Origin of the sequence: Bradyrhizobium sp. BR 1432 (genome assembly GCF_051547705.1) — a bacterium.
Lineage (GTDB): Bacteria > Pseudomonadota > Alphaproteobacteria > Rhizobiales > Xanthobacteraceae > Bradyrhizobium > Bradyrhizobium zhanjiangense.
In genome coordinates this window covers 1,422,334-1,444,762 of the sequence record NZ_JBPUGF010000003.1, presented here as the reverse complement: position 1 = coordinate 1,444,762, position 22,429 = coordinate 1,422,334, and the positions used below count along the sequence as shown (strand labels likewise).

Below are 22,429 nucleotides of genomic sequence, written 5' to 3'. Positions count from 1 at the left end.
CTCAAGCGCCGCTCTTATCGTGCACCCAGCGGCCAAGCAGATGATGGGCGATCGCAAACGGATGCGGGCCGGCGAGCCCGTCCGGATGCGTCCGCGTCAACATCAGCGCAGCCTCCTCGCGCGTGAACCAGCGCGCGTCTTCCAGCTCCATCCGATCGACGACGATGTCCTCGTTCAGCGCCCGCGCGCTGCAGCCGATCATCAACGACGACGGATAGGGCCAGGGCTGTGTCATGTAATACTTCACGTCGGTGCAGCGGATCCCGGACTCCTCCAGGATCTCGCGGTGCACCGCGTCCTCGATGGTCTCGGCCGCCTCGACGAAGCCGGCGAGGCACGAATACATGCCGGGCGGAAACTGCTTCTGGCGGCCGAGCAGGCATTTGTCGCCGGAGGCGACCAGCATGATCACGACGGGATCGGTGCGCGGAAAATGCTCGGCCTTGCAGGCGGGGCAGTCGCGCTTCCAGCCGCCTTCCTTCATGCTGGTGCGTGCGCCGCAATTGGCGCAATAGCCGTGGCGCTGATGCCAGCCCACCATCGACTTGGCCATCGCAATCGCGGACAGCTCCTGCGGTGGGACCGCGCCCTGCATCGCCATGCCGCGCAGCTCGGTCACGGTGTAGTCGTCGCGGCCGACCAGTTTCTCGGCCGCCGCCTGCGACATTCCCATGCCGAACATCGCCGCGCCGTCACGCAGCCCCAAGAAGACCGTGCCGGGATTGGCGCCGCATTTCAGCGCCTCGTCGATTCCCAGCAGCGCCCGCACTCTATCGCCCTCGCGCTTCACCAGCAGCGAGTCGCGATAGACGACATAGGCGCGCGATGACGGTTTCTGCTCCATCGCGAACAGCTTTTCGTCGTCGCGGCGCAGATGCGCGGCGCGGTCGAGGACGTTGGTGACGAAGGCCGGCTGTCCCAGCGGAAACGAGTCGAATGCTGACATTATGATTCTTTCAACCCAACCAGATCTTGCGGCGGAGCGCGCTGATGAAATTCTGCACTTCAGTGGCGTCGTGCGCCAGCGGCGGCATCACGCCCCACACCGGCCGCGGCCAGGCCGCGTCACTGGTCCGGCGCGCGATGACGTGAACGTGAAGCTGCGGCACGAGATTGCCGAGCGCGGCGATGTTGAGCTTGTCGCATTTGGTGATCTCCTTCAGCGCGCGCGAGACGCGGGAGATCTCGGTCATCAACTGCGCCTGCTGCACCTCGTCGAGATCGATGATCTCGACCGCATCCACCCGCCGCGGCACCAGCAGCAGCCAGGGATAATGCGCGTCCTTGATGACCAGCACCTTCGACAGCGGCAAATCGCCGATGTCGATGGTGTCCTCTTTCAGGCGGGAGTGCAGCGACCAGGCGGGTTCGGGCATATGTCTTTCCGGATAGCCGGGGGGCGGGCGTGTTGGGGGCGACCATACGATACGCGGTTAGCGAGGGGAAGGATCGGGCTCCGCAGGGGCCGCATGCACGGTCGTCGTCCTGGACAAGCGAAGCGCAGATCCAGGACCCATTACCCCAGGAAGTAGTTTGGCGAAGATTTGTGGTGACCAGCTCGGACCACAACTGCTCCCTGGGGTAATGGGTCCTGGCTTTCGCCAGGACGACAGCGAGTTACGCCTCCGCCAGCACGCGCGCATTGGCGCGGATCGACGCCTCGCTCACACGAATCCCGAGGCCGGGGCCGTCGGGCACCACGACATGGCCGCCGCGGTTGGCGATGCGCTCCTCCAGCACGTCCTCGGTCAGCACGTGATGCGGCATGTAGAACTCGCAGCCGAGCGAGATGCCCGGCGTCGCCGCGATCAGCTGCGTGCCGGCGGCGAGCCCGATGCCGCCCTCCCACAGCGTGCCGCCATAGCCGGGCAGGCCGGCGATGTCGGCGATTGCCATGATCGCCTGCGCCTCGAACAGGCCGCCGGCCTTCATCAGCTTGATCGAGACGGCATCGGCCGCCTCGCGGCGCACCACCTCCATCATGTCGCGGCGATCGAAACAACTCTCGTCGGCGAGCACAGGCGTTTCCAGCGCCGCAGTGAGCTGCGCCATCACGTCCAGATATTTGCGCGGCACCGGCTGCTCGATGAAGGTCGGCGCAAATTGCTCGACGTCGCGCAAAATCTTGATGGCGCCGAACGGCGCCAGGGCCTGGTTGTAGTCGACGCGCAAATCGACGTTATCGCCGAATTCTTTCCGGATCGCCTCGAGGTGGTCGAGGTCCTCGCGATGCGGCTTCACGCCGGTCTTGACCTTGTAGATGACATTGCCGTCCGGAACCATGTTTCGCATGCGGTCGAGATCGGCGGCGAAATCCGGATCGGCGATCGAGAAGGAAAGGGGAATCGTGTCGCGCACCCGGCCGCCGAGGAGGTCGGCGACCGACAAGCCGGACGACTTGCCGACGATGTCGAGCAGCGCCATCTCGATGGCGACCTTGGCCTCGGCATGTCCGACCAGCGCACGGTCGAGCTCCGCCATCAGCGCGCGGATACGGCGCACCGGCTTGCCGAGCACGATTGGCCTTAAGTAAATGTCGAGCGCTGAGAACGCCGCTTCCGGCGTTCCCGTGAACACCTCCCACGGCGCCGCCTCGCCCCAGCCGATCACCCCGTCGCTCGCGGTGAGCTCGATCAGCACGCGCTTCACCGTGCCCTTGACGTTGCCGACGCCCTGGAGGCGCGCCATCTTGATCGGGCTCTCGATCAGGAACAGCCTGAGACGTTCGATGGTCGCTTCGGTCATGTCAGGCCTCCATTGACGTGCCAGATCTGGCCGGTGACGTAAGACGCCCTTGGTGACGCCAGGAAAGCGATGATCTCGGCGACCTCCTCCGGTTGCCCGCGGCGCCGCATCGGGATCAGCGCCTCGGTCGCAGCGATCTGCTCGGGCGACAGCCGGCTCTCACTCGGCTTGTCCTTGACGATGAGGCCCGGCGCAACCGCGTTGACAGTGATGCCATCTTTCGCGAGCTCGATCGCAGTCAGCCGCACCAGCGCTTCGAGCGCGGAACGGCTCGCGGCGGTCGCGGCGAAGGGCGCGAACTCGGGCCGGATCGCGTGCGCGACGAAGGAAGACACGGCGACGATCCGCGCATCTCGCCCAGCACGGAGTTGCGGAAGCGCGGCCTCGACCATTCGCGTGAACGCCAGCGCGGATTCGTCCATCGCCTGCCGGAATTGGTCCGCCGGCGTGCCGATCGCGCTGCCCCGGCGGGCGTGGCCGCCGACCAGGACCAAGCCGTCGAGCCGGCCAAAGGCGGCTTGCGCGGCGGCGACGGCATCGGTGGCCGCGGTCTCCTCAGCGAGATCGCCAAGGCATCTTGCCATCACGGCGCCTTTCACTTCGGCGTCAGCTGCGGTGGCGTCGAGGCCTTCTGCGTTCGCGCGTGTGTGCAGCAGAAGCCCAACACCAGGCGCGGCGAGCAGCTTTGCGGTGGCGCGGCCGATGCCGCTGGCGGCACCGGTGACGAGATAGACGCGTTCGATATCAGGCATCATGGTGTCGCGTTGGCCGGCGGCAGTGCGCCGGTGCGGTGGAAATGGCTGAGGAAGGCGCGCGTCGCGGCTTCCTGCGGGTTGTCGATGACCTGCCGTGCCGGGCCTTCCTCGACGACGATTCCGTCGCGCATGAAGATGAGGCGGTCGGCGACTTCGCGCGCGAAGGCGATCTCGTGGGTCACGATCACCATGGTCATGCCTTCCGACGCCAGCCGCTGCATCACGTTCAAGACCTCGCCGACGAGCTCGGGATCGAGCGCCGAGGTGGCCTCGTCGAACAGCATGACATCAGGCTCCATCGCGAGCGCACGTGCAATCGCGACGCGCTGCTTCTGCCCGCCGGAGAGCGTCGCAGGATATTGGTCGGCGTTCTCGGCAAGCCCCACCTTGGCGAGCTGCGCCCGCGCGAGCTTCTCGGCGTCCGCCTTGGTCATCCGCCGCACCGTGACCGGCCCCTCCATTACGTTCTGGAGCGTGGTCATGTGCGGGAACAGATTAAAGTGCTGGAACACCATGCCGGTGGTGGCGCGGAATCTTGCCAGCGTCTTCACGTCGGGCAGTCTCGAACCGTCGCCAAATGAAAAGCGCGTGTCTCCGACGCGGACGCTGCCACCGTTGGGCACCACAAGGAGATTGATGCAGCGGAGCAGCGTCGACTTGCCCGAGCCGGACGGACCGATCAGCGCGACCACGCCGCCCTTGGCGACGTCGAGATTGATGTTCTTCAGGACCTCGTTGCTGCCGAAGCTCTTGCGTAAGGCCCGGATCTCGATCTTCGAGGTGTTCTTGGACGTCTCGCTCATTCGCTGACCGCCAGTCGCTTCTCGCCGCGCCGGACGAGGATGGTCAGGGGAATCAGGATCGCCGCATAGGCGACCGCGACCGCGGTGTAGGTTTCCAGCGGCCGGTAGCTGTCGTGGGCCGCGACCTGGCTCTGATAGACGAGGTCGGGCACGGCCAGCACCGAGACCAGCGAGGTGTTCTTGAACTGGATGATGGACTGGTTCATCAGCGCCGGGATCATGCGCTTGATCGCCTGCGGCAGCACGATGCGGCGCATGGTCTGGATCGGCGTCATGCCGAGCGCGGCGCCGGCTTCGGACTGGCCGCTGTCGATCGAGACGATACCGCCGCGAATGATCTCGGAATAGAACGAGCCGCCATAGAGCGAGAGCGCCAGCGCCGAGGCGGTGATCGGCGTCATCTCGACGCCGGCGAGGATCGGCAGCGCGTAATAGAACCAGATCAGCTGCACCAGGATCGGCGTGCAGCGGAACGCCTCGATGAAGGCGAGTGCGGCAAGGCGCAGCGCCCTGAAGCGCGACAGACTGCCGAACGCACCAAGCAGGCCGAACAGCAGCCCGCAGACGACGATGACCACGGTGAAGCCGACGGTGACGCCGAGCCCGTTGAGGAAGAGCCAGCGATAGCCCCAGAGGATGCCGAAGTCCCACTGATACATATTCGCTTGGGCCTCAGTCGGGGAATGGCTTGGAAAGTTCGAGCCGCGCGCTCGCTGCACCTCTCCCGCTTGCGGGAGAGGTCGGCGCGAAGCGCCGGGTGAGGGCTCCATCCTCTTGGGGAGTCTCCCTAGCGGAGACACCCTCACCCCGACCCTCTCCCGCAGGCGGGAGAGGGCAGAGCGGAGTGCGCGGAGCGAGCCAGCCCTGAACCCATCGCTTACAGCGACACGCCCGGCGGAATGTCCGCCTCCGTCACGCCCACCAGCTCCATGTTGGTGATGATGGCGTTGCGGATGAAGCCGAGGCCCTTGTTGAAGTCGATCCAGGTGTTGACGTAATCGCGCCAGGTCTTGTCGGTCTCGCGGCGGAAGCCGGCATTCGAGGTGGTGGCGAAGATCGGCGTCGGCAGCACGAGCTGGCCGAGCGATGGGTTCTTCTTCAGTACGGTCAGCGACAGCATGGTGATCAGGCACTGCGCGTCGACGCGGCCGGTCTGGAGTGCGGCGGTGGCGTCATCGGCGGTCTTCAGCCGCGTGATCTGCGCCTTCGGCGTCAGGCGGCTGACGACCTGGTCGTGCGAGGAGCCCTGGTCGACCGCGATCTTGATGTCGGGCGAGTTCAGCTCGGCCCAGCTCTTCGGCTTGAAGTCCTTCTTGCAGAGGATGGCGAAGGCGTTGTTGAAGACCGGCACCGAGAAGTCCACCACCAGCGCGCGCTTCGGGGTCGGGTTGAGGCCGAAGAAGATGTCGATCTTGTTGGCCTGCAGATCGAGCACCGAATTGCCCCACGTGGTTTCGGTGATCTCGAGCTCGGCCTCCATGTCGTCGGCGAGCCCCTTGGCAATGTCGATGTAAAAACCCTTCCACTGGCCGGAGGCGAGGTCCTTCATGTAGTAGGGCGCGCCGCCGCCGACCGCGCCGATCCGCATCTTCTTGGTCCGGCGGATGCGGGCGAAGGTCGACTCGTTCGGATCGGCCGCCTGGGCCACCGCCGGGGAGGCCAGCGCCCCTGCAGCCGCCGCACCAATGGCGCCAAGTCCGACAATCGATGCAACATCACGACGTGTAACCATTGGGATCAATCGCTTTTCTGGTTGGGATGGAGTTCCGCCAAGCGTTCTTAGCAAGGTGGTCCCAGCAGCGAAAGCACAGCCTATCGGCTGGGCAGATCGGGGATTGCCCGGATGCTGGGCAAACTCAACCGGTCCAAGCCGATACCCGCTTGCTTTCCGCTCCCTTTGGCCCCAAATAGGGACCGGGAGATTGGCGGTGGACGAGCCACTCGCCAACCGGGTCAGGTCCGGAAGGAAGCAGCCCTAACGAGGTCTGGATCGGGTCGCTCGTCAGTCTCCTACCTGTTTTTCCGAGCGAATTGCGCCGGCGGGCCTCCCCGCTGGCGCGCTCCTTTCCGCAAAAGCCGGCCGAGAGAGATTTCATTGCGGATCGACCGATGACCGACGCTGGCGCCCCTCCCAATCCCGACAGCGCCAGCCAGGCTGGCTTCGCACTCGGCGCCGAGCCGGGCGCGCCGTACCGGGTGCTGGCGCGCAAATACCGCCCTTCCTCTTTCGATGATCTGATCGGCCAGGAGGCCGTGGTCCGCACCGTCTCCAACGCGTTCGAGACCGGGCGAATTCCGCAGGCCTGGATCCTCACTGGCGTCCGCGGGGTCGGCAAGACCACCACTGCGCGTATTCTCGCCCGGGCGCTCAACTATGAGATGCCGGATGGTTCGGTGAAGGGCCCAACCATCCACATGCCGACGTTAGGGGTGCACTGCCAGGCGATCATGGAAAGCCGGCACATGGACGTGCTGGAGATGGACGCGGCGTCGCATACCGGCGTCGACGACGTCCGCCAGATCAATGACAGCGTGCGTTATGCCCCTGCCAGCGCCCGCTACAAGGTCTACATCATCGACGAAGTCCACATGCTGTCGACGGCGGCGTTCAACGCCTTCCTGAAGACGCTGGAGGAGCCGCCGGAGCACGCCAAGTTCGTGTTCGCCACGACGGAGATTCGCAAGGTTCCAGTCACGGTGCTGTCGCGCTGCCAGCGCTTTGACCTGCGCCGGGTCGAGGCCGACGTGCTGATGAAGCACCTCGCCAACATCGCGGCCAAGGAAAGCGTCGAGATCGAGCCGGAGGCGCTCGGCATCATCGCGCGTGCCGCCGAAGGCTCGGTGCGCGATTCGCTGTCGCTGCTCGACCAGGCGATCGCGCATGCGGCGGGGCAGGTGAAGGCCGATGCCGTCAGGCAGATGCTGGGCCTCGCTGATCGCACCCGCGTCATCGATCTCTTCGATTCGCTGACGCGCGGCGACATTGCCGCCGCCTTCAGAGAGTTCCGCGACCAGTACGACGTCGGCGCCGATCCGATCGTCGTGCTCTCGGACCTCGCCGAGTTCGTCAATTTCGTCACCCGCGTGAAGATCGTGCCGGCGACCGCCGACAACGTCGCCTATGGCGAGACCGAGCGGGTCCGCGCGAAGGATTTCGCCTCGAAGATCTCCATGCGCGTGCTGTCGCGGATGTGGCAGATGCTGCTCAAGGGCATCACCGAGGTGCAGGCCGCGACGCGTCCCGCCGCGGCCGCCGAAATGGTGCTGGTGCGCATCGCCTATGTCGCCGACCTGCCGACGCCGGACGAGGCGATCCGGATGCTGGAGCAGAACGGCGGCGGCTCACCGGTCGTGAGCGGCGCCAGTGCCGCGCGCAGCGCGCCTTCGGCGCCGGTTGCTTCCACGGCCCCGGTTCGCATGCCGACCTCCTCGCCGTCATCATTCGGCGGTGGCGCTGCCCGGCCGCAGATGGCGGCGCCGGCGCCCGATCCGCAAGGCGCAGCGCCGGTGCTGCGCGTCACCAGCTTCACCCAGCTCGTCGCGCTGGCGGGGCAGAAGCGCGACCTCCTGACCAAGGGCGCGCTCGAAGGCGACATGCGCCTCGTCCGTTTCGAGGAAGGCCGGCTGGAAGTCGCGCTCGAGCCCAACGCCTCCAAGACCATGATCTCCGAGCTCGCGAAGAAGTTCGAGCTGTGGACCGGGCGCCGCTGGACCGTGATCGTCTCCAACGAGCAGGGCCAGCCGACGCTGCGCTCGGTGAACCAGGCCGCAAAGCAGGAGCATGCGCGCACCGCCGAGGCCGACCCGCGCGTGCAGGAGGTGCTGTCGCGTTTCCCCGGTGCGAAGGTCGTCGAGGTCCGCAGGCTTGCCCCGAGACGCCGGAAACCAATATTAACTCGGACTATGGCAGTGACGATCCGCCCGACGGTTCCGACGGCGACGACGATCTCTGAGCTATTCTTTGTTTGCAAGGACACGCACCCATGGCTGATTTTCTCGGCATGATGAAGCAGGCGGCGCAGCTGCAATCCAAGATGCAGGAGATGCAGGACCAGCTCGCCAACGTCGAGGTCGAAGGCATCTCCGGCGGCGGCCTCGTCGCCGTGCGCATGACCGCGAAGATGGACGTGAAGGGCATCAAGATCGATCCCTCGCTGATGAAGGCGGAAGAGCGCGAGGTGCTTGAAGACCTGCTCGTCACCGCACTCAGTGATGCCCGCCGCAAGGCGGAGACTGCGATGCAGGAGAAGATGCAGGCCCTCACCGGCGGGCTCGGCCTGCCGCCGGGGCTGTTCGGCCAGTAAGATGGGCGCTGTTGCAGGTCCTGAAATCGAGCGGCTGGTCCAGCTGCTCGCGCGGCTGCCGGGCCTTGGCCCGCGCTCGGCGCGACGCGCGGCGCTGCATCTGATCAAGAAGCGCGAGGCGCTGATGATGCCGCTGTCGTCGGCATTGCAGGTGGCGCTCGACAAGGTCGAGGTGTGCAAGACCTGCGGCAACATCGACACGCAAAATCCCTGCACCGTCTGCATCGATCCGAAGCGCGATCCCTCCATCATCGTCGTCGTCGCCGACGTCGCCGATCTCTGGGCGCTGGAGCGCGCGAATGCCACCCAGGGGCGCTATCATGTGCTCGGCGCGACATTGTCGCCGCTCGACGGCGTTGGCCCGCAGGACCTCACCATCGACGCGCTGGTGGCGCGCGCATGATTCGCAGGTGCAGGAGATCATCCTGGCACTGAATGCGACGGTGGACGGCCAGACCACCGCGCACTACATCACCGACCTGCTTCAGGACGCCAATGTGAAGGTGACGCGGCTCGCCCATGGGGTTCCTGTCGGCGGCGAGCTTGATTATCTCGATGAAGGTACGCTATCGGCTGCGATGCGGCAGCGCACCCTGTTCTAGCCATCCAGACTTTACGGAACGGACGACATGACGAAACTTTTCGCCACACGATTGGCTTTGCTCGCGATGATGACGATGCTGGTGAGCCCGGCCATCTCCGCGCAGCAGGGCGACGAGACGCCGCCGCCGTCCAAGCCCGGCAAGCCGATCAACACCGGCGACGTGCTCTCCGGCGAGCTGAATGCGATGAAGGTGCGCGACGTCAAGAACGGCAAGCGTGTCGCGACCTACCAGATCACGTCCGAGCCGCGCCGCCTGCCGCCGCCGAACGGGCTGTGCAATCTCGAGACCGGCCCCGAAACCTTCCAGCTCGTCACCTCCAGCGATGCGCAGGCGACGCAGTTGAAATCGTTCGTCGGCAAGGAGATCTCGGTCAAGGTCGACGAGATCGCCTGCGCCAGCGATGCCGGCCAGATGAGCGAGGCCGTGATCACGAAGTGGAGCTTGATCAAGAAGCAGTAGGGGGCGGGCGACGCCTCCTCCGTCGTCATTGCGAGGAGCAAGCTGCCGTAGGGTGGGCAAAGGCGCAAAGCGCCGTGCCCACCATCTTTCGTCGATCGCGCTGAAGGTTGGTGGGCACGCTTCGCTTTGCCCACCCTACGGCATCACGGGCGTGGCGAGCGGTCAAACCCTTACCGGCCCCAGCGTCTCGAAATGCCCGCGCTTCTGCAGCCAGGCCAGCAGCACCAGGCTCGGGATCGCCACCAGCACGCAGATCACGAAGAACAGCGCCCAGCCGGTCGTATCCGCCACGAAGCCGGCGCCTGATGACAGATACGTTCGTCCCACCGCCGCAAGCGCGGTGAGCAGCGCGTATTGCGTCGCCGTGTGCAGCGGGTTCCTGCACAGGGCGGAGAGATAGGCGACGAAGATCACGGTGCCGATGGCGCTGGTGAAGTTCTCGGCCGTGATGGCGAAGGCGAGCGCCCATTGGCTGGTGCCGACAAACGCCAGCCAGGAGAACGAAAGATTGGCGAGCGCCTGCACCACGCCACCGATCCAGAGGCTGGTCGCCAGCGAATAACGCCGCGCGACAAAACCGCCGGCAAAGCCGCCGATCAGCGTCGCGGCGAGCCCGACGCCCTTCACGATCGCAGCATAATCGTTGCGCGAGAAGCCGAGGTCGATCACGAACGGCGCGGTCATCGTGCCGGAGAAGGCATCGGTGAACTTGAACAGCACCACGAAGGCCAGCGCTGTGAGCGCATCCTTGCGATCAAGAAAGTCGACGAATGCACTGACGGCGGCTCTCGCGATTCGCGTTTCCAGCAAGCCGCGAGGCAGGATCCAGTTGATAAGGCGGAGCAGCAGCCTTACCCATCTCTTCTTCGGATTCGGCTCGTAGTCCGCCAGAGCGTCTTCTGCCCGTATCGATTGCTCGGGCTCGGTCGCGACCAGCGCCGTGACCGTTCCGATTAGCACCATCGCCGCCATCACCACATAGCCCCACATCCAGGCCGATTGCCGCGCAATGCCGGTGCCCTCGAAGCCGGAGACGATGAACAGCGCGCCCGCGGTCGAGACCAGCATGCCGATGCGATAGGCGGCGACATAGGACGCCATGCCGGCGGCCTGCTCGCTCTCCGGCAGGCTCTCGACGCGGAAGGCATCGACCACGATGTCCTGGGTCGAGGACGTGGTCGCGACCAGCAGCGCACCGAGCGCGACGTAGAACGGCGAGCGCGCGGGGTCGGTGAGCGCCAGCAGCAGGATGGCGATGATCAGCAGCAGCTGCGAGAACAAGAGCCAGCCACGCCGCCGCCCGAAGGCGCGGGTGAACAGCGGCACATGCAGGGCGTCCACTAGCGGCGCCCACAGAAATTTCAGTGTGTAGGGCGTGCCGACCAGCGCGAACAGTCCGATCGTTCCGAGATCGACTCCGGCCTCACGCATCCACACCAGCAACGTCGAGCCCGACAGCGCCAGCGGCAGCCCCGAGGAGAAGCCGAGGAACAGCACGATCAGCACCCGCGGCTGCAGGTACACGGCAAGGCTGTCACGCCAGGAGGCAGCGGGAGCGCCGGCGGAGGAGGTCGCGTCGGGTGCGGTCATGGGAAGGTGTTAGCAGATTCTGGGGAAAAGACTCTGCTAGCCGGTTAGACGGAAGCCCTCACGGCTTCCCTCGGTGTCATCGTCCGCGAAGGCGGACGATCCAGTATCCACCAGCGTCTCGGCTCAATCACCCCCGCTGCGGCGTACTGGATGCCCCGCCTTCGCGGGGCATGACGGCATCATGGTGGCCCGGCTATCCCGGGATAAAGATCATCCCAATTTGGGTTCTGCTGCTCGATCAGTCGGATTTTCCAGGCCCTGTTCCACTTCTTGAGCCGCTTCTCCCGCTTGATCGCATTCTCGGGATCGTCGAACTGTTCGAAGTAGACCAGCCGGGCGACGTCATATTTCTCTGTGAAGCTCTCGATGAGTTTAGACTTGTGCTCGGCGATGCGGCGGACGAGGTCATTCGTCACGCCGATATAGAGCGTGCCGCCGATCTTGCTGGCGAGAATGTAGACGTAGTAGTGGCGTGCACTCATCTGCCGCCTTCCCCTCCGCTGTCATCGTCCGCGAAGGCGGACGATCCAGTAACCACCGGCCTCTCGGCTCAATCACCACCGCCACAGCGTACTGGATGCCCCGCCTGCGCGGGGCATGACAGTGTGCCTCAAGTCACTCCCCCGCCTGGAGCTTCCTCGGAAACAGCTCCGGCGCACCGGTGGCCACCAAATGTGGGCCTTCGGGCGCATCCGCCTTGCTGAAATCGAGCTCCTCGATTCGGCCGGCGCGTTTCTCGATCTTGTCGGCGGAGATCAGCACCTGCCTCACGTCCTCGTTGACGTCGGCAAAATGCTTTTGCAGTTTCAGCACGCGGTCGCGCAGGCGGCCGAGGTCGTCGCCCAGCTTGATCACCTCGGTGCGGATCTGGTCGGCGGCATCGCGCATGCGCGCGTCCTTCATGATCTGCTGCATGACTTGGATCGCGAGCATCAGCAGCGAGGGCGACACCAGCACGACGCGGGCGCGATAGGCCTTCTGGATCACGTCGTCGAAGCCGTCATGGATCTCGGCATAGACCGATTCCGACGGCACGAACATCAGCGCCATCTCCTGGGTCTCGCCGGTGACGAGATATTTTTCGGCGATGTCGCTGACGTGCTTCATCACGTCGCCGCGCAGCCGCTGCGTGGCGAGGCGCCGCTCCTCGTCGGTGCGGGCGTCGTGCAGCGCGGTCATTGCCTCCAGCGGAAATTTCGCATCGATGCAGAGCGGGCGCTGGTCCGGCAGGAACACGACGCAATCGGGCCGCTTGCCGGTTGAGAGCGTGAACTGGAACTCGTAGGACCCTTTTGGAAGACCGTCCTGGACGATCGCTTCCATCCGCGCCTGGCCGAAGGCGCCGCGCGACTGCTTGTTGGCGAGCACGTCGCGCAAGGTGGTGACCTGCGTGGTGAGGTCGGTGAGGTTCTTGTGCGCGCTGTCGATGATGCCGAGCCGCTCATGCAGCGCGCGCAGGCTCTCCATGGTGTTGCGGGTCGAATGTTCCATGGACTGGCCAACGCGATGTGTCACCGAATCCAGCCGCTCGTTGACCGCCCGCGCCATCTCGGCCTGGCGGCCGGCCAGCGCCTGGGTCATGGCGTCGACCCGGCCCGAGGCCTCGCTCTGGGCCCGCAGCACCTCGCTCAGGCGCTCCTCGAGCTCGTCGGCCCGGATCGCATGCGCCATCGCGAGTTCCGCGCCGCGCCGCCCGGAGCGCGCGATCACGATCGCAATCACTACCAGCAGGATGAGGACAAGGGCGCCGAAGCCGATCAGCGCATCGATCGTGCGCACCGGCCAGTCGCCCAGCATGACAATGATCTCGTTCATGCAGCCCCTTCTACCCGATTCGCCGGAATGCGCGAACGAAGAGGGAACGCCGGTGGTTAACGACCCACTAATTTTTATGGTTAACGAAAGCTCAAGTTTTATGGTTAGCGGAGGGTTAACGAAGTTCCTGGCCGGATTGACCGCATCCGGCGCGCAGCTTAAATCGCCGCCATGGCCCTCAGAGAAATCATCATCCTGCCCGACAAGCAGCTGCGTCTGATCTCCAAGCCGATCGAGAAGGTCACGCCGGAGATCCGCAAGCTTGCCGACGACATGTTCGAGACCATGTATGACGCGCCCGGCATCGGCCTCGCGGCGATCCAGGTCGCGCAGCCATTGCGGCTGATCACCATGGACCTCGCCAAGCGCGACGAGAACGGCGAGACCAAGCACGAGCCGCGTGTCTTCATCAACCCGGAGATTCTCTCCTCCTCGGAGGAACTTTCGGTGTACGAGGAAGGCTGCCTGTCGATCCCCGAATATTACGAGGAGGTCGAGCGTCCCGCGAAGGTGCGTGTGCGCTTCACCGACCTCGACGGCAAGGTGCACGAGGAGGATGCCGAAGGCCTCTATGCCACCTGCATCCAGCACGAGATCGATCATCTCAACGGCGTCTTGTTCGTCGACTATTTGTCGAAGCTCAAGCGCGACCGCGTGATGAAGAAGTTCGAGAAAGCCGCCAAGCGCGCGGGGGAGTAACCACGTCCCCCGCCGTCATGCCCGGCCAAAAGCGCGAAGCGCGTCTTCAAGCCCAAAAGCGCGAAGCGCGTCTTCAAGCTAAGGTGCCGGGCATCCACGTTCTTCGTCCGTCGAGTGAGAAAGAACGTGGATGGCCGGGACAAGCCCGGCCATGACGAGTACTCTGTTCCTTTCCGAGGATTGTCTCGTCCCATGCCCCTCCGCCTGATCTTCATGGGCACGCCCGATTTCTCCGTGCCGACGCTGCTCGAGCTGGTCGCGCATGGCCACGAGATCGCGGCCGTCTACACCCGCGCGCCGAAGCCGGGCGGGCGGCGCGGCCTGCAATTGCAGCCCACGCCGGTTGAAGAAGCTGCGCGAAAACTCGGTGTTCCCGTGCTGACGCCGAAGACATTGAAGACACCGGAAGCGCTCGACGAATTTCGCGCCTTCGATGCCGATGCCGCGGTCGTCGTCGCCTATGGCATGATCCTGCCGCAGGCCATCCTCGATGCGCCAAAGCTCGGCTGCTACAATCTGCACGCTTCGCTGTTGCCGCGCTGGCGCGGCGCCGCGCCGATCAATCGCGCCATCATGGCAGGCGATGCCGAGAGCGGCGTGATGGTGATGAAGATGGATGTCGGCCTCGACACCGGCGACGTCGCCATGGCCGAGCGGCTCGCGATCACTGACAATATGACCGCGCTCGATCTGCACGATCGCCTCTCCCGGCTCGGTGCCGATCTGATGGTGCGCGCCATGGCGGCGCTCGGACGCGGCGGGCTCCAGCTCAAAAAGCAGAGCGAGGACGGCGTCACCTATGCCGCCAAGATCGACAAGGCCGAGGCGCGGATCGACTGGACCAGGCCCGCGCGCGCGGTGCTGCGCCACATCCACGGCCTGTCGCCGTTCCCCGGTGCCTGGGCCGAGCTCGCGGACGTCAGCGAGAATGCGCGCGTCAAGATCCTGCGATGTGAATTGGCGAACGGCTCAGCTGCGCCCGGCGAGGTGCTCGACGACCACCTCACCATCGCCTGCGGCGAGGGTGCGATCCGCATCATCGAGCTCCAGCGCGAAGGCAAGGCCCGGATGCAGGCGGCTGACTTTTTGCGTGGCGTGCCGCTGAAGGCGGGCTCGAAGTTCAGCTGACGCTGTCACACCCCGCGAAAGGGGGGTATCCAGTACGCCGAGGCGTCTCGGTCGAACGGAGCCGTCGCAGAGTACTGGATCGTCCGCCTTCGCGGATGATGACACAACCCGGATTGAGATGCCCCGCTACAAGCTCACCATCGAATATGACGGCGCGCCGTTCTGCGGCTGGCAGGTGCAAGAGACGCTGCCCTCGGTGCAGGGCGCGCTGGAAGCTGCCGTCAAGGCGATGACCGGCGCGGACGCGCGGGTGCATGGCGCCGGCCGCACCGATGCCGGCGTGCACGCGCTCGGCCAGGTTGCGCATGTCGACATCGCGAAGCAATTTGCGCCGGATCGTTTTCGCGACGGGCTCAACGCGCATCTGCGCCCGCATCCGGTCGCGGTGCTCGAGGCCGAGATCGTCCCCGAGACCTTCGAGGCGCGCTTCTCGGCCATCAAGCGCCACTACCGCTACCGCATCATCAACACCCGCGCCAATCTCGCGCTCGACGTCGGCCACGCCTGGCGCGTGCCGCGACGGCTCGATGCCGACGCGATGCATGCGGCAGCACAACGCCTGCTCGGCAAGCACGATTTCACGACCTTCCGCGATACCGAGTGCCAGGCCAAATCACCGGAGAAGACGCTCGACCAGCTCGACGTCGCGCGCGATGGCCGCGAGATCACGATTCTCACCTCGGCGCGCTCGTTCCTGCACAGCCAGGTGCGCTCGATGGTGGGATCGCTGATCTGGGTCGGCGAGGGACGCTGGACCGCGGACGATCTCTCCGCAGCCTTAGCTGCCCGCAACCGTGCCGCCTGCGGCATCGTCGCCCCACCGGAAGGGTTGTATCTGGTGAAGGTGGATTATTGAGATGTGAGGCGCGCGCGCGCCACACTCTCGGTGTCATGCCCCGCGAAGGCGGGGCATCCAGTACGCCGCGGCCTATCGGTTCAATCACTGCTTTCGGTGGAATACTGGATCGCCCGCCTTCGCGGGCGATGACAGCGGAGTGGCAGGTGAGGGCGAAGTGGAAGGCGCCAGCGCCTCACCCAAAATACCGCGCCAAAATCCCCCGATACACCTTGGTCAGCTTCTCCAGATCCGTCACCGGCACGCGCTCGTCGATCTGGTGCATGGTCTGGCCGACCAGGCCGAACTCGATCACCGGGCAATAGCTGGAGATGAACCGCGCATCCGACGTACCCCCGCTCGTCGACAGCTCCGGCTTGCGGCCCGTCACCTCCTCGATCGCGGAGACCGCGAGATCGGTGAACGGGCCGGGCTTGGTCACGAACACGTTGGAGTTCGAGGGCTCCCAGATGATGCGGGCGCGGATGCGGTTGCCGCAGGCTTTTGCGAGGCGCGTCTCGACCAATTCGCGCAGGCTCGCCTGGGTGTGGTTGTCGTTGTAGCGGATGTTGAATTTCGCGCGGGCTTCGCCGGGGATGACGTTGCTGGCCTTGTTGCCGACGTCGACCGAGGTGAACTCGAGGTTGGAGGCCTGGAACTGGGCGCTGCCATGATCGAGCGGCTCGTCGGAGATCGCTACGATCAGCCGCGCGATATCAGGCACCGGGTTGGACGCCCGATGCGGATAGGCGACATGGCCCTGCACGCCGTCGACATAGAGCGTGCCCGATTGTGAGCCACGGCGGCCGACCTTGATGGTGTCGCCGAGCGTCTCGACGTCGGAGGGCTCGCCCAGCACGCAATGGTCGAACTTTTCGCCGCGCTCGGCGGCCCATTTCAGCAGCTTGATGGTGCCATTGATGGAGACGTCCTCCTCATCGCCGGTGATCAGGAAGGAGATTGAACCCGAGCCCGATTTTTGGCCGTCGGCGCGCGGCTTGCCGCCATTGGCGGCGAGATGCTCCAGCACCGCGGCGACCGAGCAAGCGATGCCGCCCTTCATGTCGACCGCGCCGCGGCCGTGCAGCACGCCGTCCTTCACCTCGCCGGAGAATGCGCCGACGCTCCAGGCGCTCTCGTCGCCCGGCGGCACCACGTCGGTGTGGCCGGCAAAGGTGATGTGCGGGCCCTCGCTGCCGATCCGCGCATAGAGATTGTCGACGTCGGCGGTGCCGGGCTCGCTGAACGTCACGCGGTGGCAGGTGAAGCCGGCGGCGCTGAGGGCTTTTTCAAGCACCCCGAGCGCACCGGCATCGGCCGGGGTTACCGAGGGGCAGCGGATGAGATCGCGGGCAATGGAGAGAGCATCGGTCATGCGCGTCCGATCAATCCCGCAGCAGCTCGTTGATGCTGGTCTTCGACCGCGTGCGCTCGTCGACGCGCTTGACGATGACGGCGCAGGCGGTGCTTGGGCCGGGCTGGCCGTTCTTCATCGGCTTGCCGGGCAGCGCGCCGGGCACCACCACCGAATATTCAGGCACTTCGCCCATGAAGATTTCGCCGGTCTCGCGATCGACGATCTTGGTCGAGGCGCCCAGGAACACGCCCATCGCCAGCACCGCGCCCTTGCGCACGATCACGCCTTCGGCGACCTCGCTGCGCGCGCCGATGAAGCAGTCGTCCTCGATGATCACGGGCTCGGCCTGGAGCGGCTCGAGCACGCCGCCGATGCCGGCGCCGCCGGAGATGTGCACGCGCTTGCCGATCTGGGCGCAGGAGCCGACGGTGGCCCAGGTGTCGACCATGGTGCTCTCATCGACATAGGCGCCGAGATTGACGAAGGACGGCATCAGCACGACGTTCTTGGCAATGAAGGCCGAGCGGCGCACGATGGAGCCGGGGACGGCACGGAAACCGGCATCGCGAAAACGGTTCTCGCCCCAGCCTTCAAACTTCGAGGGCACCTTGTCCCACCAGGTCGCCTTGCCCGATCCGCCGGGAATGACGCCCATGTCGTTGAGGCGGAAGGACAGCAGCACGGCCTTCTTCAGCCATTGATTGACCTTCCACTTGCCGTCGCTGCCGCGCTCGGCAACACGCGCCTCGCCCTTGTCCAGAATCTCCAGCGCCTGATCCACGGCCTCGCGCACCTCGCCCTTGGTCGTGGTCGAGACGGTCTCGCGCGCGTCGAAGGCGCCGTTGATGGTGGATTCGAGGGCTGCAAGGGACATCGGGATTTCCTCTGAAAGCGGGAATTTTGATGGATTGGGGCGCTTTTTCGGGATTTGAGGGGACGGAGTCAAGGCTCGGCAGTCGTCCCGGCTTAGTGCGCCATTGCGCACGGGGGGCCGGGACCCATACCCACAGGGAGGAGTTTTGCGAAGACTCGGAGTTGCCACTTCGCCCCAAACCACGTCCTGTGGTTATGAGTCCCGGCCTTCGCCGGGACGACGTGGAGAGAGCGTGCTGAGCCCGGCCAAAAACCCCGTCAGATCGTCCGTGACGTGGTCGACATGGGCTGCATCCCGACCCTCCAGCTCCCAATCCTCGCGCACCACCTCCTTGGTGCCGTCGGGCACCACCAGCACCGTGGTCATGCCGAGCTGGTGGGGAACGGCGAGGTTGCGGGCGAGATCCTCGAACATGGCGGCGCGGGTCGGATCGACTGCATGGTCGCTCAGGAATTTCCGGTAGGTCTGCGGCGCCGGCTTTGGCTCGAACTCGGCGGCGATGATGTCGAACACGCCGTCGAAATGCGTTGCGAAGCCGAGCCGGGCCAGCACGGCATCGACATGGTCGACCGAGCCGTTGGTCAGGATCAGCTTGCGCCCCGGCAGCCCGGCGATGGCTGCACCGAGCGCTGGGTTCGGCTCCAGCGGCGAATGGTCGATCTTGTGGACGTAGGCAAGGTAGTCGTCGGCGGAGACGCCGTGCAGGGTCATCATGCCGCGCATGGTGGTGCCGAAGCGCAGGTAATAATCCTTCTGGATATTGCGCGCCTCCTCGGGCGTCACGTTCAGCCAGCTCGACACGAACTCGCCGATCCGCGCGTCGACCTGCTGCCACAGATTGACGTGGTGCGGATAGAGCGTGTTGTCGAGATCGAACACCCAGGTGTCGACATGGGCGAAGGTGCGGGGCAGGGGCATCACAACTCTCTCAACGCGTCGTCCCGGCGCAGGCCGGGACCCATACTCCGTGACCCGTCAATCGGGCACCCTCGTCGTCGTTCTTCGCCAAACGCAATCCTGTGGTTATGGGTCCCGGCCTTCGCCGGGACGACGGCGGAGTTTGTGGTGTGCGCATTCTAATCACATTGACAAAAGTCACGGCATCGCAAACCGCAGCGTCTTGCCGCCGCTTGACATGTCCACCGCGCCAAAGCCGGTCGCGGCGAAGCCGCGCGCGCCGCAATCGGTCTGCTCGCTCGTCTCGAACTTGGTCTCGCGCGTGCAGAGCTGCTTGTCGCCGCCCCAGTTCAGCGGCCGGTCCTTCAGCTTGATGACGCGGTTGTCGGCATCGACCGCTTCCGCGAAGCTGAAGATCTGCCTGGGCTGGCCGGTCACGTCAGGATGCAGGCACGTCTTGGGATCGATGCGATACCAGCCGCGGCTCGTCACCGACTTGCCGTCGTCGCTCGCGACTGCCGCCATCACCTTGTGCGGCGTGTCGTTGCACCAGGTGAGGCCGGTCGCGGAGGGGGTCTGCACCGCATCGACCATGGTCTTGAACACATTCGGCGACGAGACGACGTCGGACGACAGCCCGCGGCTCTTCAGGAATGCGGCCAGCGCTGCTTGCGTCTTCGGCCCGTCGACGCCGTCGATCGCGCCGACATCGTAACCCGCGATCACCAGCAGCCGCTGGATGCCGGCGAGGCGCGCCTGCTCGTCGTCATATTCGGAATCCTCGGCGAGATAGGCAATGAGGTTGCCGTCCGCGCCTTGCGTCGGCGTCACTTGCGTGAAGGCGGCCTGGACCTGGCCGCTGCGGCATTGCCGCGCCGCCGCAATGACGAAATTGTCCTGCGCCACGCACAGCATGTCGCGGCCGTTCTGCGGGATCGGGGAGGCGCCATAGACGCCGAGCGCGCGGGCGTTGAGCAGGATGCGGTCGGCCGTCAGCGTGCCCTGCACCACCACGCGGCAGGTGGTGGGATCGATCCTGAACCAGCCCCGCGTCGCGGTCGCCGCCTTGTCGTCGATGCCGATCGCGGCCTCGACGACATAGGACATGCGGTTGCAGATCTTGAGGTCGGCGAAAGCCGGCGCGGAGGAGAAGACGAACGAGACGGCAGCGGCGGGCAGCGTCATCAGGAAGCGGGTCAGAGGGGAACGGCGAGGCCTCCGCTGTCTCAACCCGTCATGGCCGGGCTTGACCCGGCCATCCACGTGTGACCGCGCGTGCGGAGAGGCGTGGATGCCCGGGTAAAGCCCGGGCATGACGACCATCTTCCGCTGCTCGCGTTCGCCCATCACTTGTGGATCAGCGTTCCCGTGCCCTGGTTGGTGAAGAGCTCGAGCAGTACCGCATGCTGCATCTTGCCGTCGATGATGACGACGCCCTGCACGCCCTGTTCGAGCGCGTAGATGCAGGTCTCGACCTTCGGGATCATGCCGCCGGAAATGGTGCCGTCGGCGATCAGCTTTCGCGCGTCCTTGACGGACAATTGCGGGATCAGCTTCTTGGACTTGTCGAGCACGCCTGGCACGTCGGTGAGCAGCAGGAGGCGCTTGGCCTTCAGCGCGCCGGCAACGGCACCCGCAAACGTGTCGGCGTTGACGTTCAGGGTCTGGCCTTCTTTGGAGGTTGCGAGCGGTGCCAGCACCGGGATCAGCTCGTAGCCGATCAGCTGGTTGAGCAAAGTGAGATCGACCTTCTCGGGGTCGCCGACGAAGCCGAGATCGATCGCCTTCTCGATGTTCGAGCCCGGATCGATGATGGTCCGCGTCGTCTTCGACGCCTTCACCATGTTGCCGTCCTTGCCCGACAGGCCCACGGCCTTGCCGCCGGCTTCGTTGATGTAGCCGACGATCTGCTTGTTGACGGAGCCGGCGAGCACCATCTCGACGATCTCGATGGTCGCGGCATCGGTGATGCGCAGGCCTGCGGCGAATTCCGAGGCGATGCCGAGGCGCTTGAGCATGGTCGCGATCTGCGGCCCGCCGCCATGCACCACCACCGGATTGATCGCGGTCTGCTCCAAGAGCACGATGTCGCGCGCAAAGTTCCTGGCAGTCTCCTCGTCGCCCATGGCATGGCCGCCATATTTGATGACGATGGTTTCCTCGTCATACTGCTGCATGTGCGGCAGCGCTTCGGACAGGATGCGGGCCTGGTCGAGCGGGGAGATGTCGGTCATGAGGCGGATCTCGCTGGCGGGACTAACGCGGCCTGCGTTCTATCTGATTGGCGGGCGCGGCGCAAAGTGTGGCGTTCGCTCTACCCTCCCCTGGAGGGGAGGGTCGATCGCGCGCAGCGCGAGCGGGGTGGGGTGATCTCTCCACGATGAGCAGTGCCCGAGTGGAGAGATCACCCCACCCCGGCTCACATTTCGCTTCGCTCAATATGAGCCGACCCTCCCCCTCCAGGGGAGGGTAAGATGGAGCGTCACTTCTTCGCCACCACCGCCGCCAACGTCACCGCCAGCCAGCCCAAGATCATCACCGTTCCGCCGGTCGGCGCCGCGTAGGGAAACAGCGCGTGCCCCGCATATTGCCGCAAGGTCAGGTCACCCGCGAACAATGCGGCGCCAGCTGCGAAGCCGAACGTGGCGGCAAGGCCAATTCCACCATGCAGAAGGCCGCGCGCGAGCAGCGCGACGGTCGCAAGTATGGCAGTTGCATGAAACAGCAGCATGGCGCTGGCCGATGCCAGCCGGCTCGCGTCGCCGCCATGCGCGGAGGCGGCCGCCAGCGCGACGCCGGCGGCGCCCATCAAACCGGCAAGCCCAATCAGCAGGCGTTGTGCCGCCATCACGAGGCTCGCTCTTCCAGGAGCTTCGCCATCGCGGCGCGCAAGCCCTCCATGCCGGTCGAGCTGCGCGACGAGGTCGCGAGCACGTTCGGGAATGCGGCCGGATGCTTGGCCAGCGCGGCCTCGGTCTCGACGATGCGCGCTTGCAGCTCGGAGGCCTTCACCTGGTCGGCCTTGGTCAGCACAATCTGGTAGCTGACCGCGGAGCGATCGAGCGTCTTCAGGACTTCGAGATCGACGTCCTTGATCCCATGCCGCGCATCGATCAGCACATAGACGCGCGCGAGGCTGGCACGCCCCAGCAGGAATTTGTGGATCAGCTCGGTCCAGGACGCGACCTGGCTCTTGGGCGCCTTGGCATAGCCGTAGCCGGGCATGTCGACAAGGCGCAGGTCACTCTTCCCGGGGACCTCGAAGAAGATCAGCTCCTGGGTGCGGCCCGGCGTATGCGAGGTGCGCGCCAGCGCGTTGCGGCCGGTCAGCGCGTTGATGAGACTGGACTTGCCGACATTGGAGCGTCCGGCAAAGGCGATCTCCAGCCCCGCCATCGGTGGCAGCGTGGCAATCGAGGGCGAGGCCCAGATGAACTGCCAGTCGCGGGCGAACAGTTTTCGCCCGGCCTCGATCAGTCGCTCGTCGGTCTTGTCGTTCATGCGAGCGGTCTATCCTCTCGTCATGGCCGGGCTCGTCCCGGCCATCCACGTCTTAGTCACGA

General features: G+C 65.4%; 22 protein-coding genes, 1 other RNA gene and 2 pseudogenes. 8 read left to right on the top strand and 17 right to left on the bottom strand.

Features of this window, described 5'->3' with window-relative positions; translation table 11 throughout:
• Window position 1: 1 nt before the first annotated feature.
• From nudC to ACSKB8_RS07005, 7 genes are all read right to left on the bottom strand, one after another.
• Window positions 2–946 carry an NAD(+) diphosphatase gene (gene nudC / locus ACSKB8_RS07035; RefSeq protein WP_438103411.1) on the bottom strand — a complete coding sequence of 315 codons (945 nt, stop codon included), beginning with the start codon at window positions 944–946 and terminating at the stop codon, window positions 2–4.
• Between the two features lie 10 nt (window positions 947–956).
• A complete protein-coding gene (locus ACSKB8_RS07030; protein ID WP_438103410.1) occupies window positions 957–1,376 on the bottom strand; it encodes an HIT domain-containing protein in 420 nt (139 codons plus the stop codon).
• Between the two features lie 241 nt (window positions 1,377–1,617).
• Window positions 1,618–2,745 (bottom strand): muconate cycloisomerase family protein, encoded by a 1,128-nt coding sequence (locus tag ACSKB8_RS07025; RefSeq protein WP_438103409.1) that lies wholly within the window; start codon window positions 2,743–2,745, stop codon window positions 1,618–1,620.
• Entirely contained in the window at window positions 2,742–3,497 is a 756-nt protein-coding gene (locus ACSKB8_RS07020) for an SDR family NAD(P)-dependent oxidoreductase (RefSeq protein WP_438103408.1), read from the bottom strand. Before ACSKB8_RS07020 ends, ACSKB8_RS07025 begins: the two co-directional genes overlap by 4 nt.
• Complete coding sequence (locus tag ACSKB8_RS07015; protein ID WP_438103407.1) at window positions 3,497–4,303, bottom strand: amino acid ABC transporter ATP-binding protein; 807 nt, start codon at window positions 4,301–4,303, stop codon at window positions 3,497–3,499. The genes ACSKB8_RS07020 and ACSKB8_RS07015 overlap by 1 nt, the downstream gene beginning before the upstream one ends.
• Complete coding sequence (locus ACSKB8_RS07010; protein WP_370990360.1) at window positions 4,300–4,962, bottom strand: amino acid ABC transporter permease; 663 nt, start codon at window positions 4,960–4,962, stop codon at window positions 4,300–4,302. Before ACSKB8_RS07010 ends, ACSKB8_RS07015 begins: the two co-directional genes overlap by 4 nt.
• 218 nt (window positions 4,963–5,180) lie before the next feature.
• The gene (locus ACSKB8_RS07005; RefSeq protein ID WP_130213186.1) at window positions 5,181–6,035 is read right to left on the bottom strand and encodes a transporter substrate-binding domain-containing protein; all 855 of its coding nucleotides are present in this window, start codon (window positions 6,033–6,035) and stop codon (window positions 5,181–5,183) included.
• A gap of 185 nt (window positions 6,036–6,220) precedes the next feature.
• Between ACSKB8_RS07005 and ffs the strand changes: the two genes are divergently transcribed.
• From ffs to ACSKB8_RS06980, 5 genes and pseudogenes are all read left to right on the top strand, one after another.
• Window positions 6,221–6,317: signal recognition particle sRNA small type (gene ffs / locus ACSKB8_RS07000), an RNA gene on the top strand.
• Between the two features lie 95 nt (window positions 6,318–6,412).
• Window positions 6,413–8,256: pseudogene (locus ACSKB8_RS06995) on the top strand (DNA polymerase III subunit gamma/tau).
• A 30-nt stretch (window positions 8,257–8,286) separates the two neighbouring features.
• On the top strand, window positions 8,287–8,607 hold the full coding sequence (locus ACSKB8_RS06990; protein WP_061879603.1) for a YbaB/EbfC family nucleoid-associated protein: 321 nt from the start codon (window positions 8,287–8,289) through the stop codon (window positions 8,605–8,607).
• Window position 8,608: 1 nt separating this feature from the next.
• Window positions 8,609–9,209: pseudogene (gene recR / locus ACSKB8_RS06985) on the top strand (recombination mediator RecR).
• Window positions 9,210–9,236: 27 nt separating this feature from the next.
• Window positions 9,237–9,671, top strand: a complete 435-nt coding sequence (locus tag ACSKB8_RS06980; protein WP_438103406.1) for a hypothetical protein — start codon at window positions 9,237–9,239, stop codon at window positions 9,669–9,671.
• A 162-nt stretch (window positions 9,672–9,833) separates the two neighbouring features.
• On the opposite strand, the gene ACSKB8_RS06975 is transcribed toward ACSKB8_RS06980, so the two are convergent.
• From ACSKB8_RS06975 to ACSKB8_RS06965, 3 genes are all read right to left on the bottom strand, one after another.
• On the bottom strand, window positions 9,834–11,261 hold the full coding sequence (locus ACSKB8_RS06975; protein WP_438103405.1) for an AmpG family muropeptide MFS transporter: 1,428 nt from the start codon (window positions 11,259–11,261) through the stop codon (window positions 9,834–9,836).
• A gap of 179 nt (window positions 11,262–11,440) precedes the next feature.
• Window positions 11,441–11,743 (bottom strand): GIY-YIG nuclease family protein, encoded by a 303-nt coding sequence (locus tag ACSKB8_RS06970; protein WP_438103404.1) that lies wholly within the window; start codon window positions 11,741–11,743, stop codon window positions 11,441–11,443.
• 133 nt (window positions 11,744–11,876) lie between these two features.
• The gene (locus tag ACSKB8_RS06965) at window positions 11,877–13,076 is read right to left on the bottom strand and encodes a DNA recombination protein RmuC (protein ID WP_438103403.1); all 1,200 of its coding nucleotides are present in this window, start codon (window positions 13,074–13,076) and stop codon (window positions 11,877–11,879) included.
• 171 nt (window positions 13,077–13,247) lie between these two features.
• Between ACSKB8_RS06965 and def the strand changes: the two genes are divergently transcribed.
• From def to truA, 3 genes are all read left to right on the top strand, one after another.
• Window positions 13,248–13,775: a peptide deformylase gene (gene def, locus ACSKB8_RS06960; protein ID WP_091887295.1), complete on the top strand. Its 528-nt coding sequence runs from the start codon at window positions 13,248–13,250 to the stop codon at window positions 13,773–13,775.
• 192 nt (window positions 13,776–13,967) lie between these two features.
• On the top strand, window positions 13,968–14,903 hold the full coding sequence (gene fmt, locus ACSKB8_RS06955) for a methionyl-tRNA formyltransferase (RefSeq protein ID WP_438103402.1): 936 nt from the start codon (window positions 13,968–13,970) through the stop codon (window positions 14,901–14,903).
• 118 nt (window positions 14,904–15,021) lie between these two features.
• Window positions 15,022–15,759 (top strand): tRNA pseudouridine(38-40) synthase TruA, encoded by a 738-nt coding sequence (truA, locus tag ACSKB8_RS06950; protein ID WP_438103401.1) that lies wholly within the window; start codon window positions 15,022–15,024, stop codon window positions 15,757–15,759.
• 175 nt (window positions 15,760–15,934) lie between these two features.
• Here the strand turns inward: truA and dapE are convergent, their stop codons facing one another.
• From dapE to yihA, 7 genes are all read right to left on the bottom strand, one after another.
• Window positions 15,935–17,113: a succinyl-diaminopimelate desuccinylase gene (gene dapE / locus ACSKB8_RS06945; RefSeq protein WP_438103400.1), complete on the bottom strand. Its 1,179-nt coding sequence runs from the start codon at window positions 17,111–17,113 to the stop codon at window positions 15,935–15,937.
• Window positions 17,114–17,123: 10 nt separating this feature from the next.
• Window positions 17,124–17,969: a 2,3,4,5-tetrahydropyridine-2,6-dicarboxylate N-succinyltransferase gene (gene dapD, locus ACSKB8_RS06940; protein ID WP_370990697.1), complete on the bottom strand. Its 846-nt coding sequence runs from the start codon at window positions 17,967–17,969 to the stop codon at window positions 17,124–17,126.
• 192 nt (window positions 17,970–18,161) lie between these two features.
• On the bottom strand, window positions 18,162–18,887 hold the full coding sequence (locus tag ACSKB8_RS06935; protein ID WP_438103399.1) for a pyrimidine 5'-nucleotidase: 726 nt from the start codon (window positions 18,885–18,887) through the stop codon (window positions 18,162–18,164).
• A 177-nt stretch (window positions 18,888–19,064) separates the two neighbouring features.
• Window positions 19,065–20,051 carry a DUF1036 domain-containing protein gene (locus tag ACSKB8_RS06930; protein WP_438103398.1) on the bottom strand — a complete coding sequence of 329 codons (987 nt, stop codon included), beginning with the start codon at window positions 20,049–20,051 and terminating at the stop codon, window positions 19,065–19,067.
• A gap of 161 nt (window positions 20,052–20,212) precedes the next feature.
• Window positions 20,213–21,100, bottom strand: a complete 888-nt coding sequence (gene argB, locus ACSKB8_RS06925) for an acetylglutamate kinase (protein WP_128930895.1) — start codon at window positions 21,098–21,100, stop codon at window positions 20,213–20,215.
• Window positions 21,101–21,348: 248 nt separating this feature from the next.
• Window positions 21,349–21,714 (bottom strand): DUF423 domain-containing protein, encoded by a 366-nt coding sequence (locus tag ACSKB8_RS06920; RefSeq protein ID WP_438103397.1) that lies wholly within the window; start codon window positions 21,712–21,714, stop codon window positions 21,349–21,351.
• Entirely contained in the window at window positions 21,714–22,367 is a 654-nt protein-coding gene (gene yihA / locus ACSKB8_RS06915; protein ID WP_438103396.1) for a ribosome biogenesis GTP-binding protein YihA/YsxC, read from the bottom strand. Before yihA ends, ACSKB8_RS06920 begins: the two co-directional genes overlap by 1 nt.
• Between the last annotated feature and the right edge of the window lie 62 nt (window positions 22,368–22,429).

What these genes read in the sequence shown, in the direction of transcription:
- nudC (WP_438103411.1), bottom strand. Translation starts at nt 946, where the DNA reads ATGTCAGCATTCGACTCGTTTCCGCTGGGACAGCCGGCCTTCGTCACC.
- ACSKB8_RS07030 (WP_438103410.1), bottom strand. Translation starts at nt 1,376, where the DNA reads ATGCCCGAACCCGCCTGGTCGCTGCACTCCCGCCTGAAAGAGGACACC.
- ACSKB8_RS07025 (WP_438103409.1), bottom strand. Translation starts at nt 2,745, where the DNA reads ATGACCGAAGCGACCATCGAACGTCTCAGGCTGTTCCTGATCGAGAGC.
- ACSKB8_RS07020 (WP_438103408.1), bottom strand. Translation starts at nt 3,497, where the DNA reads ATGCCTGATATCGAACGCGTCTATCTCGTCACCGGTGCCGCCAGCGGC.
- ACSKB8_RS07015 (WP_438103407.1), bottom strand. Translation starts at nt 4,303, where the DNA reads ATGAGCGAGACGTCCAAGAACACCTCGAAGATCGAGATCCGGGCCTTA.
- ACSKB8_RS07010 (WP_370990360.1), bottom strand. Translation starts at nt 4,962, where the DNA reads ATGTATCAGTGGGACTTCGGCATCCTCTGGGGCTATCGCTGGCTCTTC.
- ACSKB8_RS07005 (WP_130213186.1), bottom strand. Translation starts at nt 6,035, where the DNA reads ATGGTTACACGTCGTGATGTTGCATCGATTGTCGGACTTGGCGCCATT.
- ACSKB8_RS06990 (WP_061879603.1), top strand. Translation starts at nt 8,287, where the DNA reads ATGGCTGATTTTCTCGGCATGATGAAGCAGGCGGCGCAGCTGCAATCC.
- ACSKB8_RS06980 (WP_438103406.1), top strand. Translation starts at nt 9,237, where the DNA reads ATGACGAAACTTTTCGCCACACGATTGGCTTTGCTCGCGATGATGACG.
- ACSKB8_RS06975 (WP_438103405.1), bottom strand. Translation starts at nt 11,261, where the DNA reads ATGACCGCACCCGACGCGACCTCCTCCGCCGGCGCTCCCGCTGCCTCC.
- ACSKB8_RS06970 (WP_438103404.1), bottom strand. Translation starts at nt 11,743, where the DNA reads ATGAGTGCACGCCACTACTACGTCTACATTCTCGCCAGCAAGATCGGC.
- ACSKB8_RS06965 (WP_438103403.1), bottom strand. Translation starts at nt 13,076, where the DNA reads ATGAACGAGATCATTGTCATGCTGGGCGACTGGCCGGTGCGCACGATC.
- def (WP_091887295.1), top strand. Translation starts at nt 13,248, where the DNA reads ATGGCCCTCAGAGAAATCATCATCCTGCCCGACAAGCAGCTGCGTCTG.
- fmt (WP_438103402.1), top strand. Translation starts at nt 13,968, where the DNA reads ATGCCCCTCCGCCTGATCTTCATGGGCACGCCCGATTTCTCCGTGCCG.
- truA (WP_438103401.1), top strand. Translation starts at nt 15,022, where the DNA reads ATGCCCCGCTACAAGCTCACCATCGAATATGACGGCGCGCCGTTCTGC.
- dapE (WP_438103400.1), bottom strand. Translation starts at nt 17,113, where the DNA reads ATGACCGATGCTCTCTCCATTGCCCGCGATCTCATCCGCTGCCCCTCG.
- dapD (WP_370990697.1), bottom strand. Translation starts at nt 17,969, where the DNA reads ATGTCCCTTGCAGCCCTCGAATCCACCATCAACGGCGCCTTCGACGCG.
- ACSKB8_RS06935 (WP_438103399.1), bottom strand. Translation starts at nt 18,887, where the DNA reads ATGCCCCTGCCCCGCACCTTCGCCCATGTCGACACCTGGGTGTTCGAT.
- ACSKB8_RS06930 (WP_438103398.1), bottom strand. Translation starts at nt 20,051, where the DNA reads ATGACGCTGCCCGCCGCTGCCGTCTCGTTCGTCTTCTCCTCCGCGCCG.
- argB (WP_128930895.1), bottom strand. Translation starts at nt 21,100, where the DNA reads ATGACCGACATCTCCCCGCTCGACCAGGCCCGCATCCTGTCCGAAGCG.
- ACSKB8_RS06920 (WP_438103397.1), bottom strand. Translation starts at nt 21,714, where the DNA reads ATGGCGGCACAACGCCTGCTGATTGGGCTTGCCGGTTTGATGGGCGCC.
- yihA (WP_438103396.1), bottom strand. Translation starts at nt 22,367, where the DNA reads ATGAACGACAAGACCGACGAGCGACTGATCGAGGCCGGGCGAAAACTG.